Source organism: Leisingera sp. F5 (assembly GCF_001593695.1).
The window spans coordinates 146,144-160,366 of sequence record NZ_LUKH01000003.1 but is presented as its reverse complement, the minus strand read 5'-3'; the positions used below and the strand labels follow the sequence as shown (position 1 = coordinate 160,366).

At 64.0% G+C, this 14,223-nt stretch carries 17 protein-coding genes; 1 reads left to right on the top strand and 16 read right to left on the bottom strand.

Features of this window, described 5'->3' with window-relative positions:
- Positions 1–12 precede the first annotated feature (12 nt).
- The 13 genes from tilS to ruvC all read right to left on the bottom strand — a co-directional run bounded on the left by tilS (position 13) and on the right by ruvC (position 10,763).
- On the bottom strand, positions 13–1,266 hold the full coding sequence (gene tilS, locus A2I95_RS03225) for a tRNA lysidine(34) synthetase TilS (RefSeq protein WP_291727743.1): 1,254 nt from the start codon (positions 1,264–1,266) through the stop codon (positions 13–15).
- The gene (gene ybgF / locus A2I95_RS03220) at positions 1,263–2,096 is read right to left on the bottom strand and encodes a tol-pal system protein YbgF (protein ID WP_291727741.1); all 834 of its coding nucleotides are present in this window, start codon (positions 2,094–2,096) and stop codon (positions 1,263–1,265) included. The genes tilS and ybgF overlap by 4 nt, the downstream gene beginning before the upstream one ends.
- 4 nt (positions 2,097–2,100) lie before the next feature.
- A complete protein-coding gene (gene pal, locus A2I95_RS03215; protein ID WP_291727739.1) occupies positions 2,101–2,607 on the bottom strand; it encodes a peptidoglycan-associated lipoprotein Pal in 507 nt (168 codons plus the stop codon).
- Positions 2,608–2,698: 91 nt separating this feature from the next.
- Positions 2,699–4,024: a Tol-Pal system beta propeller repeat protein TolB gene (tolB, locus tag A2I95_RS03210; RefSeq protein ID WP_291727737.1), complete on the bottom strand. Its 1,326-nt coding sequence runs from the start codon at positions 4,022–4,024 to the stop codon at positions 2,699–2,701.
- A complete protein-coding gene (locus tag A2I95_RS03205; RefSeq protein WP_291727735.1) occupies positions 4,021–5,148 on the bottom strand; it encodes an energy transducer TonB in 1,128 nt (375 codons plus the stop codon). The genes tolB and A2I95_RS03205 overlap by 4 nt, the downstream gene beginning before the upstream one ends.
- A 15-nt stretch (positions 5,149–5,163) precedes the next feature.
- Positions 5,164–5,655: a protein TolR gene (gene tolR / locus A2I95_RS03200; protein ID WP_291727733.1), complete on the bottom strand. Its 492-nt coding sequence runs from the start codon at positions 5,653–5,655 to the stop codon at positions 5,164–5,166.
- Positions 5,656–5,658: 3 nt separating this feature from the next.
- Complete coding sequence (gene tolQ / locus A2I95_RS03195) at positions 5,659–6,354, bottom strand: protein TolQ (RefSeq protein ID WP_291727731.1); 696 nt, start codon at positions 6,352–6,354, stop codon at positions 5,659–5,661.
- Positions 6,355–6,458: 104 nt separating this feature from the next.
- A complete protein-coding gene (gene ybgC, locus A2I95_RS03190) occupies positions 6,459–6,842 on the bottom strand; it encodes a tol-pal system-associated acyl-CoA thioesterase (protein ID WP_291727729.1) in 384 nt (127 codons plus the stop codon).
- A 61-nt stretch (positions 6,843–6,903) separates the two neighbouring features.
- On the bottom strand, positions 6,904–7,446 hold the full coding sequence (gene thpR, locus A2I95_RS03185) for an RNA 2',3'-cyclic phosphodiesterase (RefSeq protein ID WP_291727727.1): 543 nt from the start codon (positions 7,444–7,446) through the stop codon (positions 6,904–6,906).
- Positions 7,446–8,114 (bottom strand): hypothetical protein, encoded by a 669-nt coding sequence (locus tag A2I95_RS03180; protein WP_291727725.1) that lies wholly within the window; start codon positions 8,112–8,114, stop codon positions 7,446–7,448. The genes thpR and A2I95_RS03180 overlap by 1 nt, the downstream gene beginning before the upstream one ends.
- Before the next feature lie 322 nt (positions 8,115–8,436).
- Positions 8,437–9,456, bottom strand: coding sequence for a Holliday junction branch migration DNA helicase RuvB (gene ruvB / locus A2I95_RS03175; protein WP_291727723.1), 1,020 nt, complete (start codon positions 9,454–9,456; stop codon positions 8,437–8,439).
- A gap of 106 nt (positions 9,457–9,562) precedes the next feature.
- Positions 9,563–10,252: a Holliday junction branch migration protein RuvA gene (gene ruvA, locus A2I95_RS03170; protein ID WP_291727721.1), complete on the bottom strand. Its 690-nt coding sequence runs from the start codon at positions 10,250–10,252 to the stop codon at positions 9,563–9,565.
- Positions 10,253–10,265: 13 nt separating this feature from the next.
- Positions 10,266–10,763, bottom strand: a complete 498-nt coding sequence (gene ruvC / locus A2I95_RS03165) for a crossover junction endodeoxyribonuclease RuvC (RefSeq protein WP_291727719.1) — start codon at positions 10,761–10,763, stop codon at positions 10,266–10,268.
- 326 nt (positions 10,764–11,089) lie between these two features.
- Between ruvC and A2I95_RS03160 the strand changes: the two genes are divergently transcribed.
- Positions 11,090–11,308, top strand: a complete 219-nt coding sequence (locus tag A2I95_RS03160) for a DUF1127 domain-containing protein (RefSeq protein WP_291727717.1) — start codon at positions 11,090–11,092, stop codon at positions 11,306–11,308.
- A 172-nt stretch (positions 11,309–11,480) separates the two neighbouring features.
- Here A2I95_RS03160 and A2I95_RS03155 read toward each other — a convergent pair whose 3' ends face one another.
- From A2I95_RS03155 to A2I95_RS03145, 3 genes are all read right to left on the bottom strand, one after another.
- On the bottom strand, positions 11,481–11,825 hold the full coding sequence (locus tag A2I95_RS03155) for a hypothetical protein (RefSeq protein ID WP_291727715.1): 345 nt from the start codon (positions 11,823–11,825) through the stop codon (positions 11,481–11,483).
- 103 nt (positions 11,826–11,928) lie between these two features.
- A complete protein-coding gene (locus A2I95_RS03150) occupies positions 11,929–12,801 on the bottom strand; it encodes a 50S ribosomal protein L11 methyltransferase (RefSeq protein ID WP_291727713.1) in 873 nt (290 codons plus the stop codon).
- Positions 12,802–12,938: 137 nt separating this feature from the next.
- The gene (locus A2I95_RS03145) at positions 12,939–14,174 is read right to left on the bottom strand and encodes an MFS transporter (RefSeq protein ID WP_291727816.1); all 1,236 of its coding nucleotides are present in this window, start codon (positions 14,172–14,174) and stop codon (positions 12,939–12,941) included.
- Positions 14,175–14,223 lie beyond the last annotated feature (49 nt).

Here is a 14,223-nt window from a genome sequence, read left to right as displayed (position 1 = left end):
ATTCGGGCAGGTTCAATGCGATAAAAGGGATGCAAAGAACTCTTCTTCGGTTCCAGCCAATTCCGCTGACCAGCCATTGGCGAATCCAGCCGCAGGTGCAGCCGCCAATTCCCCGCCCAGCCATACCGCCGGCGTGGCCTGCAGAACGGCACCAGGCACCCCGGCGGCACGCCAGTCAGGGCACTGTTGCAGTCCCTTTGGGCCTAGCGCACGAACCTCGCAACCCTTTGCGTTACCGCCATAAACTTCCCATCTTTTATCCCAGGCCTGCCCCGGCAGGGACGCCTCGCCGCGCACAGAATTATATTCACGGCAGATCCATATCTGTTTGCTGGTAGTAACCAGGCGGCAGCCCGCCAATGTGGCTGATCCGCCGTTGCGGGCCGCCAGAACGGCTTTTTCCATCGGCACCCGCCGCGGCGGGTAAGCGGTGCCGGAAATCCACTGAAAGGCCCGCACCAGCAGCCGATGGCTGATTTCACTGGGCAAAGTTCGGAATTTGCGCTGGCACAGAACAACCGCCCCCGCCTGCACATGCGCCAGGTCGCGGGCGGCGAGAAACACATACCAGTCCAGCGCTTCACGGGCTTTGGCCATATTGCGGGCAATCTTGGCCAAAACAGCAGCGGTCAGCCCCAGCGGCGCCAGTTCCTCCAGCGCCCGGCGCACCCGGACCCGCTCGAACCTGGTATCCTCGTTGCTCGGGTCTTCAGACCAAGCGATGCCGCGGGTTTGCAGATAGTCGCGCAATTCGCAGCGGGTCACATCCAGCAGCGGCCGCAGCAGCGTCACGCCGTTGTGCGTGCGCCGCTCTGCCATGCCCGACAGCCCGGTCACACCCGAGGCGCGCGCCATCCGCATCAGCACCGTTTCAGCCTGATCATCGGCGGTGTGGCCCAGTGCCAGCACCGGAATGCCGTGGCGCCGCGCCCAGCCGGTCAGCAGGTCGTACCGCGCGTCACGGGCCTGATTCTGCAGATTGCCTTCCTGGGGGCCGTCCTCCCAGCGCAACACCTCATGACTGATGCCAAGCCGGGCTGCTGCTGCCCCCGCGGCCTCGACCTCTGCCGCTGCTTCCGGGCGCAACCCGTGGTCCACTGTGGCGGCAAACAACGCCACTTCGCCGCTGGTGAAACAATCGTGCAGCAGATGCATCAGCGCCATCGAATCACCGCCGCCGGAAATCGCAATCCCCAGCCGGTCAGGAAGGGCGGAGCGGAACTGGCTCCGCACCAGGGGCAGGATATTTTGACGCGCGCCCGTCAAGAACAGCCCAGCTTGGCCATTTCCGCCGCGGCGGCGGCCTCTTCCGCCGCACCCGGAAAGCGCACACCGACCTCGGTCAGCGTGACACAGGCCTGATCGGTCTGGCCAAGGCGGCCCAGCGCCGAGCCCAGCTCAAGCAGCGCTTTGGGGGCCACCGGGCCGGCAGAATTACCGGTGAAGGCCGCCAGATAGGCCCGCGCAGCTTCGCGGGTGTCACCGAGACCATCCAGTGCCTTGCCGCGGCTGAATTCGGCGGCCGGCGCCAGCGGGCTGCCCGGATAGACCTGATTGAACGCCGCGAACCTCTCCGCCGCATCCTGAAAAAGCCCCTCGGACAGCAGTTTTTCGGCGGCATCGAAATCCGCCTGCTCGCCAATTGCCAGCTCGCCGCTGGCCGGGCTGTCCTCAGCAGCAGCAATGGCGCCTGCACCGGCAATCGGCAGCTCGCCGCCGCCCAGGGTTGTTGTCTCGCCCAAGGCGCCGATGTCGCCGCCCTCCAGCTCGACCAACCGGAATTCCAGGTCTCCAATCCGGTTGGTGCCATCGGTGACAATCCGGTCGATCCGGTGGCCCATCTCTTCGGTCTGCAGGGTCAGCCGCTGCAGCTCGCTTTCAATCGCACCGACCCGGTCCAGAACAGTATTGCCGGAAATATCCGCAGAGGGCGCGCCGGTGGTCGACAGTTCCCGCTTCAGCCGCTGGATCTCGACATGCAGAACGGTCAGCTCCTGGCGGATGTCCGCGAGGGTCTGCTGATCCTGTGCCGCCAGCGGCAGCGGCAGCGGCAGCAGCAGTACAGAGGCCAAAAGCGCAATGCGCAAAGGTTTCATGGCGTTACCCCGTCAACCCGCCTGCCAGCACCGTCACCGCGCGGCGGTTCTTGGAATAGCAGACCTCGTCCGAGCAGATTTCCAGCGGGCGTTCCTTGCCAAAGCTTACCACCTTGATGCGGCTGCCGGCGACACCTTGGGACATCAGGTATTCGCGGGCTGCATTGGCGCGTTTCGCACCCAGGCCAAGGTTGTATTCGCGGGTGCCCTGCTCGTCCGCGTGCCCTTCGATGGTGACTACATAATCGGCGTTCCGTGTCAGCCACTGCGACTGGCCTTGCAGCGTTGCCTGAGCCGCAGGAGACAGGGTGGACTGGTCGATTGCAAACAGCACCCGGTCGCCCACGGTCTGCTGGAAATAGGCCGGGCTGGCCGGATCCAGCGCGCCAGCGCCGGCCCCCGCACCGCCTGCCCCGGCGCTGCCGTTCAAATCGTCGTTCCATGGGTTGCTGCTGCAGGCTGTCAGCCCCAGCACGGCCACCGCCGCCATTGCCAATTTCAAACCGCTCATATCGTCTGCCTATCCCTTTGCGTTTCTTGACCCGAAACTAGCATAAGCCCGGGGGTGGTTCTATGCGGGTATCCCCGCCCTAACGGCCCTTTTACCTTTGCAACGGCGACCAGGCCGGATCCGAGGCCCCGTCCGGCGTCCGCACCGGCTTCAGATTGCGCCCGGTGATGTCCACCGAATAGAGCAGCGCCCGCCCGGTGCTGCCCTGGCTTTCGCGGGTGAACATGATCACCCGGCCATTGGGCGCCCAGGTCGGCCCCTCATCCAGGAACGAGGCCGTCAGCAAACGTTCTTCGCTGCCGTCGGTGCGCATCACGCCGATATGGAACCGGCCCTTGTTCTGTTTGGTAAAGGCAATCATGTCCCCGCGCGGCGACCACACCGGGGTGCCATAGCGCCCCTGGCCGAAACTGATCCGCCGCGCCTCGCCGCCGCTTGCGGGCATTACATACAGCTGCTGGCTGCCCGAGCGGTCGCTTTCAAAGACAACCTGCGACCCGTCAGGCGAAAACGATGGCGCGGTCTCGATCGAGGGCGCCGAGGTCAGCCGGGTCTTGGCTCCGGTCCCGATATCCATCGAGAACAGATCCGTATTGCCGCCCTGGGTCTGCGAATAGACCACCGTGCGTCCGTCAGGGGCAAACCGCGGCGCAAAACTCATGATGCCGTCGCCGCTGGACAGAATCTTGCGCTGCACCTGGCCGACGTCCAGCACATGGATCTGCGGAAAACCGCTTTCATAGCTGGTGTAAAGCACCCGGTCGCCGGTGGGCGAAAACCGCGGCGCCAGCACAAGCGCGGCACTGTTGGTCAGGTACTGCACGTTAGCACCGTCGTAATCCATGATCGCCAGCCGCTTGCGGCGGTCGTTCTTGGGGCCGCTTTCGGAGACATAGACCACCCGGCTGTCGAAATAACCGCTCTCGCCGGTGATCTCGCTGTAGATCGCATCGGCCACCTTATGCGCCATCCGGCGCCAACCGCCAGTGGTGCCGGAGAATTGCAGCGCGCTTTCCAGCTCCTTTTCCGCAAACACATCATAGCCGCGGAACCGCACCGTCAGCCGGTTGCCGGTGACACTGACCGCGCCGGTGATCAGCGCCTGCGCGTTCACCGCCTTCCAGTCGGCGTACTTCACCGGATCGTCAAAGCCGGTCACCTTGGAGATATGGGCGCTGGCGGGCACTTCCCGGAACAACCCGGTGCCGCTCAGATCCGCCGCCACCACCCGCGCGATCTGCGCCGCATGTTCAGCAGCCGAAGGGGTCTCCGGCACGAAATCCGGCACCGCATAGGGCAATGGCTCAATCACACCCTGATCAATCTCGATGCGGAGCGGGCCGGTCTGCGCCGCAGCGGCGCCCGCTCCGGCCAGTGCCGAAGCCCCGATCAGCAGAGCTGCCAGAATTTTCCTCATTTGATCCGCATCCTTTCAGGATTGAATGTCATCTCAATATCACGCCATTGCGCGTATTTTTCAGGGGGAAGCTGAAACCCCTTGGCTCCGCAGCGGATTATTGCCCGCCGGGCGGCCCCAAAGGCCTGCTGTGCCGCCGACGACGAGCCGCCGGTGCTCGACAGCATCCGGATGCTGCCGCTGTCCGGCTTGCCGTCCTGTGCCAGCGACACCGCCACAACCACCGTAGTGTTCAACGCATCAGTCGACAGCGAGCCCACGTTCCAGCACTGCGAAACCGCAACCCGCAGGGCGTCCTTCTCGCCCAGCGTCAGCGGCGGGCCGGACGGTTCCGGCGCTTCCACATCGGCACCGCCTGCCAGCGCTTCAGCCAAAGCATCCTCCACCGCGGAGGGCGTATCCGCCGTCTCCGGCTGCGCCTGTTCTGCCGGCTGGGCCGCTTCCACGGCCTCTTCCGGCTGCGGCCGGGCTGGCCGTGTCTTGGGCCGCACAGACACTTCCGGCGCAGCAGAGGCTGCGACATCCTCGCCTTCGTTCTCTTCGGTCACGATCCGGTCGCTGGCGGCCTCAGCCGCGGTCGCTTCCTGCGCCTCCTGCTCGGTTTCCGCACCTTCTTCCGGCGACACTTCCGGCTGGGCGATGTCATCCACACGGGTGTCCGGCTCCGGCGGCGCGACAGGCTCAGGCGCGACCCGCTCCACCGGGCGCGGCGCGGTCTCAGGGCGCAGCTGCGGCACCAGCGCGGCAATCTCCGGCGCCTCAGCCGCTGCAGGCGGAGTGGCCGGCACATCCGGCTCAGGCTGCGGCTCAGGGATCTCTGTCACCTGCGGATCCGGCGCCGCCGGCGTGACCGGTTCGGGCTGAACGGTTTCCGGCTCAGGATCCGGCTGCGGTGCCGGCTCGGGCGCGGGCTGCACTTCGGCCGGTTCATCCAACGGTGCAGGTTCGGGCGCGACTTGCGGCGCCTGACGCTGCTGACTGAGCTTTTCAAACTGCTCGGCCGAAATCAGCGCGACTTGCTGCACCCGGGACGGCAAGGGTTCAGACGGGAACCAGGCGCCAAAGACAACCCATCCCATCAACAGCCCGTGTCCGGCAAGAGAGATCCTGGTTCCGGTCTGCACCGCCCGCGTCCCCGCTTATTGCCCTGCGCCCTCAGACGGCTGCCCGTCCAGGGCCAGTCCGCCGGTGTCCGTCACCAGCCCAACATTGGAAAACCCGCCTGCGTTCAGCGCACCCATCACCTGCATCACATCCGCATAGGCAATCCGCCCGTCAGCGCGCAGGAACACCCGGTCCGAGCTGCGCTCGGCTGCAATTGCCTGCAGCTTGAGCACCAGTTCATCGCGCGCCACCGGCGTGGTCTGGATTTCCACCCCGCCTGCTGCGGTCATGGTGACGGTCAGCGGCTCTTCCTCATCACCGGACAATGCACCCGCAGCCGTTTTGGGCAGTTCCACCGGCACGCCGACGGTCATCAGCGGTGCAGCCACCATAAAGATGATCAGCAGCACCAGCATCACGTCCACAAAGGGCGTGACATTGATTTCCGACATTGGCCGCCCGCGTCCGCGGCGGCGGCCCCGGCGGCGGTTGCCGCCTCCCTGCGGCTGCTGGACAGCGGCGCCCATCCCTCAGGAATCCAACTGGCGGCTGAGAATGGTGGCGAACTCATCGGCAAAGGCCTCATAGCCGCCGATGATACGGTCGCTGTCCGCGCTCAGCTTGTTGTAGAAGACCACAGCAGGGATCGCCGCCAGCAAGCCCAGACCGGTCGCCATCAGCGCCTCGGCGATGCCCGGCGCCACCACGGCCAGGTTGGTGTTCTGCTGCTCTGCAATCTCGATAAAGGCGGTCATGATGCCCCAGACGGTGCCGAACAGCCCCACAAAGGGCGCGGTGGAACCGACGGTGGCAAGGATCGACAAGCCGCTTTGCAGCCCCTCGGTCTCTTTGGCAATGGCAACATCCATCGACCGGTCGATGCGCGCCTGCGCGCCGGGAATCAGCCCGCCGTCGCTGCGATGACTGCGCCGCCATTCCGTCATGCCCGCCGAGAAGATTCGTGCGGCCTGCCCCGGCGGCTCTGCCCCGACCTGGTCGAACAGCTCATCCAGCGGGTTGCCGGACCAGAAGGCGCGGTCAAAGGCATCCGCTTCGCCGCGCGCCTTGCGGTAGTTGATTGTCTTCTGAATGATGATGCCCCAGGACCAGACCGAAGCCCCGACCAGCATCAGCATCACCAGTTTCACGGTTACGGTGGCCCGCGCGAAAAGGCCCCACATGGAGAAATCAATCTCCTGCGCCAGCGCCAGAGTTTCTGCTTCCATTCGCCTGCTCTAATTTTCCCGGCCGTTTCTCCGGCCTTATTTGGCCAAAGGCTAGCCCAGTTCAATGTCAAAGGCCATAAAAACAGGCGCCACAGCACCAAATGTTACCGCAATGCGCGAATCTCTGCCGGAAGCCGCGCAGGCTTGCCCCCTGTGGTGATGCAGACAATGGTGACCTGGGCCCGGAACAGCGGCTGGCCGCCGCGGGTCACCTCCTGGATCAGGGTCATCCGGGCCGGAGTCACATTGTGCATTGAGGTTGTGACGAGCAGCTTCTCGTCGAATTTGGCCGGCGCCAGGTAATCCGCCTCAATCCGGCGCACCGCATAGATCAGCCCGGCCTCGCGCATGGCGTTCTGATCAACGCCGATGCCGCGCACCCAGTCGCTGCGGGCACGTTCGATAAACCGCAGGTAATTGGCGTGATAGACGATCCCGCCCATGTCGGTGTCCTCGTAGTAGACCCGCACCGGGAATTCGTGGATCATGCTCAGCGCTCCTGTGGCTCTGCTGGCAATCTATGGCTGGGACCGGGCCGCCGCAAGCGCTTCAGCCTTCCAGCGGGTATTCTGCCAGGACATCATAGCGCGCGCCTTCGGGGGCCAGCGTGGACTGGTAGAGCGCAAAACAGTCTGCCTCTGCCTGCAGCCGGACCACCGCCGCCTGCTGCAGAAACCCGGCGATCTTCTCCAGCTGCCCCGGCTGCAGATGCCGCGGGAAGCGGGCCAGCGTCACATGCGGGCGGAACCGCTCCCGCGCTAAGGCGATCCCCGCAGCCTGACAGGCACTGCGCACTTGGTTCCGCAGGCGGCTCAGCTCCGGCGTCTTTTGCACCGCCGCAGCCAGAACCCGCGGCTGCTTGCCGCCAAACACCTCCAGCCCCTGAATGCTGAGGGTCAGAACCGGCGCGCGGATCCCGGCAAGCTCCTGATGCAAGGCCTGCAGCACCTGTTCCGGCTGATCATCCAGAAAAGCCAGCGTCAGGTGCATGTTCTCTGCCGGGACCTGCCGCCCCACCGTCAGTTCCTCTTGCACACGCTCCAGAGCGCCGAGGGCTGCATCCGGCAGCGGCAAACCTGCGAAAGCGCGCATCAGGACTGCGGCTGCCCCGCTGCCGGGGCTTGGAGGCGCGCAAACAAGCGCAGAGCGTGGGATTTGTCGTCTGCGGCCACCGGCATCATCCGGTCATAAGCTGCCGCGATGATCCCTGCAATTTCGGGGCGCAGAATGGTGGCGCCGGTGCCCGGCAGCACCGCCAGCGGCGAGGCCTCGGCAAAGGCCGCATCTCCCCACATCAGCGCCACCTGCACCGCCTGGGTCAGCGCCAGCGTTTCGGCCGGCATCTGCGTCATGGCACCCCGCATCCGCAGGAAGACAAAAGCTGCCTTGATGCCGCCCTGATCGTCAAACCGGAACGCCCGGTACTGGCTGGCCTCCGCATCTTTCAACCTGGCAACCAAAGGTGCAAGCCCCGGGATCAACCTGTCCAGATCCGGCACCTCCAGCAATTCGTCCCAGTCGCGAAAGAAGAAGAACATCAAGTTGGACCCCAGCTCCGGATCGGTCTCGGCCATCTGATGGCCGGCCAGGGTCATCACCGCCTCCAGCGCACCCTTTACGGTTTTCAGCGTCTCGTCCTGAACCCCAAAGACGATCGGCGCCACCGGCCGGCCCCAGCGGGCACAGGCGTAAGAGCCGTCTTGGCGAGTGAACAAGGCTTCGATCTGTTCGGGCGTCAGGTCTGGCAGCTGGGCGGTCATATGCGTCTCCTTGATCCTGCCCAGTCTATGCCGTCTGTGCCGCGCGGCGGCAAGGGGGAGGCTCCCGCGCCTGCCCGGCCACCTGGCTGCGCCAGGGGGCCGGGAACAGCCTTGGGCCAGGCGCCGCTGGCGCGGCGCGGCTCCCGGGCAGGTCCCCCTGTGATCAGCAGCCTGCGGCCCGCCAGCCCGGCCCGCCCATCGCAGAGGCACATCGCCTCTGCTTTCCGCCCCGCAGTATAGGGCATCACTCCTGACGCAATGTTTCGCGCACGAAACATTTGGACAGCAAGGCTGGCACAACTTATAGTAGTTTACCCGCTGCTTACCCGAACAGATCGTTCCGTGAGCGCGGCGGCGCCATACCCAGATGGGTCCAGGCCTTCTGCGCCAGCATCCGCCCGCGCGGGGTGCGCTGGATCAGGCCCTGCTGCAAAAGGTAGGGCTCTATCACTTCCTCCAGCGCATCACGGCTCTCGGACAAGGCCGCGGAGATCGTTTCAATCCCCACCGGCCCGCCGCCGTAATTCTCCGCGACCAGAGCCAGATACCTCCTGTCGGCGCCATCCAGCCCCAGCTGATCCACCCCCAGCCGGGTCAGCGCCCCATCGGCCAGTTCGCGGGTGATCGTGCCATCGCCCTCCACAACCGCAAAGTCCACAACGCGGCGCAAGAGCCGCCCGGCGATCCTGGGGGTGCCGCGGGCGCGCCGCGCTATCTCGCGGGCGCCGGCATCATCCGCAGGCGCACCCAGCTTGCGGGCATTGCGGCGGACAATCTCGAACAGTTCGTCAATGGTATAAAACTGCAATCGGGTCGGGATGCCGAAGCGGTCGCGCAGCGGTGTGGTCAGCAGGCCCATTCGGGTGGTGGCCCCGACCAGGGTAAAGGGCTGCAGCTCAATCCGGACGGTGCGCGCCGCGGGGCCTTCACCGATCACCAGATCCAGCTCGAAATCCTCCATTGCCGGATAAAGCACTTCCTCGACAGCCGGGTTCAGCCGGTGGATTTCGTCGATGAACAGCACGTCGCTGGCTTCGAGATTGGTGAGGATCGCGGCCAGATCGCCGGCTTTGGCCAGAACCGGGCCGGAGGTCATGCGGAAATTCACCCCCAGTTCACGGGCAATAATCTGGGCCAGAGTGGTTTTGCCAAGGCCGGGAGGGCCGTGGAACAGCGTGTGGTCCATCGCCTCGCCGCGGCGGCGGGCGGATTCAATAAAGACCTTAAGGTTGGCGCGGGCTTCGGCCTGGCCGATGAATTCGCCAAGTCCCTGCGGGCGCAGGGCACGGTCGTTGTCCTCAGGCAAAGGGTCTGGGCGCAGGGCGGGGTCGGCGTCAATCATTTCGACCACCCCGCAGCAGAGTTCCGGCGGCCCGCCCCGTTTTGCCAAAGGCAAACCCACGGTTTGACGGGCGGGCGCTGCCCTTCATGATTGTTCGCCATCCCGATCACCCCTTCGGCGCCAGCAGGCGCAGTGCTGCGCGGATCAGCTCTGCTTCATCCGCATCCGGATAGGTCGCCGCAGCCTCTGCCACAGCTGCCGCCGCATCCGACGGACCATAGCCGAGATTACCCAAAGCCGACAGCGCCCCTGCGGAAGCTGCAGCAGCCCCGGTGGGTTTCTTTGGCGGCGCCTTGCGGACCGGTTTGTCAGCAGGTGCCGGCCCGGCGTCCTCGATCACCTCCAGCCCGGGACCGTCCATCGCATCCGCCACAGCTCCTCCCATGGCCATCACACCCGGCGCCTTGTCCTTGAGGTCCAGCACGATGCGCTGCGCGGTCTTGGGGCCGACGCCCTTGGCCGCCTTCACCGAGGCCCAGTCGCCCAAAGCGATCGCCCTGCTCACCCCGTCCGGCCCCAGCGCGCCGAGGATGGCCAGCGAGACCTTGGCCCCGACCCCCTGCACCGATGTCAGCAGCCGGTGCCATTCCTTCTCCACTAAAGAGGTGAAACCATAAAGCTGCATCAGGTCTTCGCGCACCACCATCTCGGTATAAAGCGCGATTGCCTCGCCCGTGCCCGGCAGCGTCGCCATAGTGCGGTCGGAGCAATAGACGATGTAACCGACGCCGCGCACGTCGATCAGCACGTGATCCTGCGACCGGTAGTCGAGGCGGCCTGTCAATTTGCCTATCATGCCAGCCTGCCAATCATGCGCGTTTCTCCCTCAGCTGCCGCTGCTGCGTGCCCCCGTAATAGGCGTGGCAGATCGCAATCGCCAGCGCATCGGCGGCATCGGTATTTTTGGGCAGGCAGCCAGGCAACTGCAGTTTGACCATATGCATGACCTGTTCCTTTTCGGCGTGGCCGACGCCCACCACCGTTTTCTTGACCCGGTTCGGGGCATATTCCCCCACCGGCAGCCCGGCCTTGGCCAGCGTCAACAGCGCCACGCCCCGCGCCTGGCCCAGCTTCAGCGTGCCGGCGCCGTCCTTGTTCACAAAGGTCTGTTCGATCGCGGCCTGATCCGGGGCATAGGCCTCGATGATTTCGGTGACCTGATTGTGCAGCGACAGCAGCCGCTCTCCCAAATCATCGCCATCGGAGGTGCAGACGCCGTTGGCAACGTGGCTCAGCCGGGAGCCATTTGATTCGATCACGCCCCATCCGAGGTTCCGCAACCCCGGATCAATTCCCAAAATCCGCATGATGTGCCCGGTCCCTGCCCGCTTATCAGAAATTATTTTCCTCACGATTAGCACAAAACGCGAACATGTCCAATTGCTTTCCCGCATCCGCCAATTGCAAAACCGCGCCAGCAAGGTCTGTTTCCGACCCTCTGCAGAGGCGTCAGCGACATTTTCCGGCATTTTCGGCAACCGGGCGTTTATGCCTTATTTATATGGCGCAAAGCTATGCGCTGATTGCATACGACACATGCAATTTCGGACCTTGCCGGGTCGGATTTTCCTCACTAGATCGCCGCCATCGCAACACCGCGACGAAAGCCAACACCAGATCAGAGGACACGGATATGGCCGCATTTGACACTACCCGCACCACCTATGGTTCCACCGGCCTGTTTGGCCGTTTCGGCGCACTGGTTGCAACCGCAACCGGCATGCTTGCTGCCTGGAATGACGCCCGTGCAACCCGCAACGCCCTGTCGGGCCTGACCGACCGTGAACTGGCCGACATCGGCATGTCGCGCGGCGACATCGAGTCTGTTGCAACTGGCAAAACTGCTTTCTGAGCACTCTTTTTCCGCCCTGCCTCCTCCCTCGGGGCGATTAGGAAAACGCCGCGGACCTGAAAAGGCCGCGGCGTTTTTTGTTGCTGGGTTGCGCGGCAAGACCGCGGCACAATAAAAGGCCGCCGGCTCCCCCCTGCCAGCGGCCTTTTTTCACCCTCTGCTGACATTGCTGTCAGCGCAGAACGGGCCCGATTTTCCGGGCCAGGAGAACTGACACCGGATCGGCCTGCATCAGGAAGGCGCCCGCACGCTCTATGCCGCTGCCGCCGGCCAGAGTCTGCACCCGCTCGTCATAGCTGCCAAAGCCAAGCGCGGCCATCAGGAAGCCTTTGAACAGCAGGAACGCCGCAACAAATAAAACGATGGAGCGCCCCGAAATCCGGGACTGCAGCCGCTGCGGCTTCACCACCAGCAGCCCGTCCGGCCGCAGCTTGGCGGAATAGCCCGCAGACAGGGCTTCATGTTTGCGGTTGATGTGCTTCAAGCGCGCCTGGAACTGATCACGATGTTCGCCCATTACGAGCCTCCGAACTGGCCCCCACCAGCGGATGGCCCATCTTTGGCTCGAATTGGGGCGAAAATGCGGCAAACCATTCAAATTCGCCACAAAGTTAAGTCAATCAACCCGCTTTACGCAGAAGTAACGTTGTCCATTCACCAATTTCATCCCGGCGCTCGGGATTGATGCCGTTCTGTGTATAAACGTTAACCACGTCCCCGGCCTGTTCGTTCAGGATTCCGGAGAGAATCGCATAGCCGCCGGGGCGCAAATTCGCGGCGACATCCGGGGCCAAAGCGACCAGAGGCCCCTTCAATATATTGGCAAAGATGAGGTCAAAGGGCGCCTGCGCCTGCAGATCCGGGTGATCAAAACCGGCGGCCTCCACACAGGCAACCTGGCCTTCCATGCCATTGGCCTTAAGATTTGCTTCAGCGACTTCAACCGCAACCTGGTCAATGTCGCTGGCCAGAATGGTGCCGTCCCAGACCCGCGCTGCCGCCATTGCCAGCACCGCAGTGCCGCAGCCGATATCGGCCACTTTTTCGCCACGAAAGCCCTGATCCAGCAGATGGTCCAGCGCCTTGAGGCAACCCAGAGTGGTGCCGTGGTGGCCGGTGCCGAATGCCATCGCCGCCTCGATCAGCAGCGGGATGCGGTCTGCGGGCAGCTTGTCTGCGTCATGCGAGCCATAGACAAAGAACCGGCCAGCCTCGACCGGTGCCAGTTCGCGGCGCACATGGGCGACCCAATCGGTTTCCGGCAGTTCCGAGACAACAAAGGGCTTGGCGTCATGCATCGAGGCCAGCAGGGCAAGGCCGGCGGCATCCGGAGCATCCGTAAAGTAGCCGCCAACTTCCCACAGGCCGGAGCCATCTTCCATCTCAAAGACGCCCACGCCGCTAGGTTCCGGGTTCAAACGCTCCATTGCCTCGCCCAGCGCTTCGGCCTGGGCTTTTCCGGTGAGCGTGGTGAGGGCGGTGAATGTGGGCATGGCGTCTCTCCTGAAACTGTTGGCAAGCGCCTAGGCCGCTGCGCCGCCCGCGTCAAGCACCAGCGCCTGGCCGCACGGCCAGGCAGCGCCCGCGCTCACACTCTGCGCGGGCGCTCGCCCCTGAAAGGACTGCCGGGTTACTCGGCCGGCGCCGGGCTTGCGTATTTGCTGAAGATGGTCTCGTTTCCGGGTTCCGGATGACGCGGGATCAGCAGCGACAGGGACAGCGACACCAGCGCCATAGCCGCCGCCAAAACAAACACCATTCCGGGCGAAAAGACCCACAAAAGACCCAGCAGCACCGGCAGAAACACCGCTGCAATATGGTTAATGGTAAAGGCCACCGCCGCAGTCGGTGCAATATCGCCCGGATCGGCGATTTTCTGGAAATAGGTTTTCAGCGCCAGCGCCAGAGCAAACAGCACATGGTCGATCACATAGAGCACTGCCGCAACCGCCACGCCCCAGCCGAACCAGTAGATCCCGCCATAGGCCGCAAAGACAATCGCCAGCCCGGAGTATTCCAGGATCAGCGTGCGGCGCTCGCCGAACATGGCCACTGCCTTGCCCAGCATTGGCGCTGCCACCATGTTGATCACCAGGTTGATCAGATAAAGACCGGTCAGCTCATGCACGTCAAAACCGAATTTTTCGACCATCATGAAGCCGGCAAAGACCACAAAAATCTGACGCCGCGCGCCGGCCATGAATTGCAGCGCATAGTACAGCCAGTAGCGTTTGCGCAGAATCAGTTTTTTGGTCTGCGGATGCGGCGCATCAAACTGCGGATAAGCAATCAGCGCAAACAGGGCAATCAGCGCCGTCGCCCCGCCTGCAGCCAGAAAGACGGTATTATAGGCCAGATCAAACCGGTCCCAGGTCAGCACGATGAGGCCATAGACCACCAGTGTCGCCGCTGAGCCTGCCGCCACCAGCCAGCCCAGCGTCTGCGGCGCCTTTTCCTTGGACAGCCACTGCAGCTGCAGCGACTGGTTCACAGTCTCATAATAATGAAAACCGATGGAGCTGAGCAGCGTCACCATCAGCAACCCGCCCAGCGACGGGAACCAGGCGGTGACAGCCGTGGCCACCCCAAGCAGGATGAGCGAGATCAGCCCCAGCACCTGCTCCCGCACAAACAGGATCACCGCAATCACGCCCACCGCCAGGAAGCCCGGAATTTCCCGCACCGTATGCAGCAGACCGATGTCGGCGCCGTCAAACTGCGCCGCCTCGATCACAAAATTATTGAGCAGCGCGCTCCAAGCGTTGAAGGCGATCGGCATCGCCAGCGCCATCACAAACAGCAACACCGCGGGACGGCGCCAGAAGGGGAGGCTTTGCGCCTCAAGCAGGGGCATGGGCTTGAACATATCCAGCATTTACGCCTGTGCAGCGGGTTTGGCGAGCGCAAAGAACGCT

Coding starts and splice junctions, on each gene's coding strand:
- A2I95_RS03145 (WP_291727816.1), bottom strand. CDS start 14,174: ATGTTCAAGCCCATGCCCCTGCTTGAGGCGCAAAGCCTCCCCTTCTGG.
- A2I95_RS03160 (WP_291727717.1), top strand. CDS start 11,090: ATGGCCGCATTTGACACTACCCGCACCACCTATGGTTCCACCGGCCTG.
- ybgF (WP_291727741.1), bottom strand. CDS start 2,096: ATGAAACCTTTGCGCATTGCGCTTTTGGCCTCTGTACTGCTGCTGCCG.
- tolR (WP_291727733.1), bottom strand. CDS start 5,655: ATGGGCGCCGCTGTCCAGCAGCCGCAGGGAGGCGGCAACCGCCGCCGG.
- ruvA (WP_291727721.1), bottom strand. CDS start 10,252: ATGATAGGCAAATTGACAGGCCGCCTCGACTACCGGTCGCAGGATCAC.
- pal (WP_291727739.1), bottom strand. CDS start 2,607: ATGAGCGGTTTGAAATTGGCAATGGCGGCGGTGGCCGTGCTGGGGCTG.
- A2I95_RS03150 (WP_291727713.1), bottom strand. CDS start 12,801: ATGCCCACATTCACCGCCCTCACCACGCTCACCGGAAAAGCCCAGGCC.
- A2I95_RS03155 (WP_291727715.1), bottom strand. CDS start 11,825: ATGGGCGAACATCGTGATCAGTTCCAGGCGCGCTTGAAGCACATCAAC.
- tolB (WP_291727737.1), bottom strand. CDS start 4,024: ATGAGGAAAATTCTGGCAGCTCTGCTGATCGGGGCTTCGGCACTGGCC.
- thpR (WP_291727727.1), bottom strand. CDS start 7,446: ATGCGCGCTTTCGCAGGTTTGCCGCTGCCGGATGCAGCCCTCGGCGCT.
- ruvC (WP_291727719.1), bottom strand. CDS start 10,763: ATGCGGATTTTGGGAATTGATCCGGGGTTGCGGAACCTCGGATGGGGC.
- A2I95_RS03180 (WP_291727725.1), bottom strand. CDS start 8,114: ATGACCGCCCAGCTGCCAGACCTGACGCCCGAACAGATCGAAGCCTTG.
- ybgC (WP_291727729.1), bottom strand. CDS start 6,842: ATGATCCACGAATTCCCGGTGCGGGTCTACTACGAGGACACCGACATG.
- tolQ (WP_291727731.1), bottom strand. CDS start 6,354: ATGGAAGCAGAAACTCTGGCGCTGGCGCAGGAGATTGATTTCTCCATG.
- ruvB (WP_291727723.1), bottom strand. CDS start 9,456: ATGATTGACGCCGACCCCGCCCTGCGCCCAGACCCTTTGCCTGAGGAC.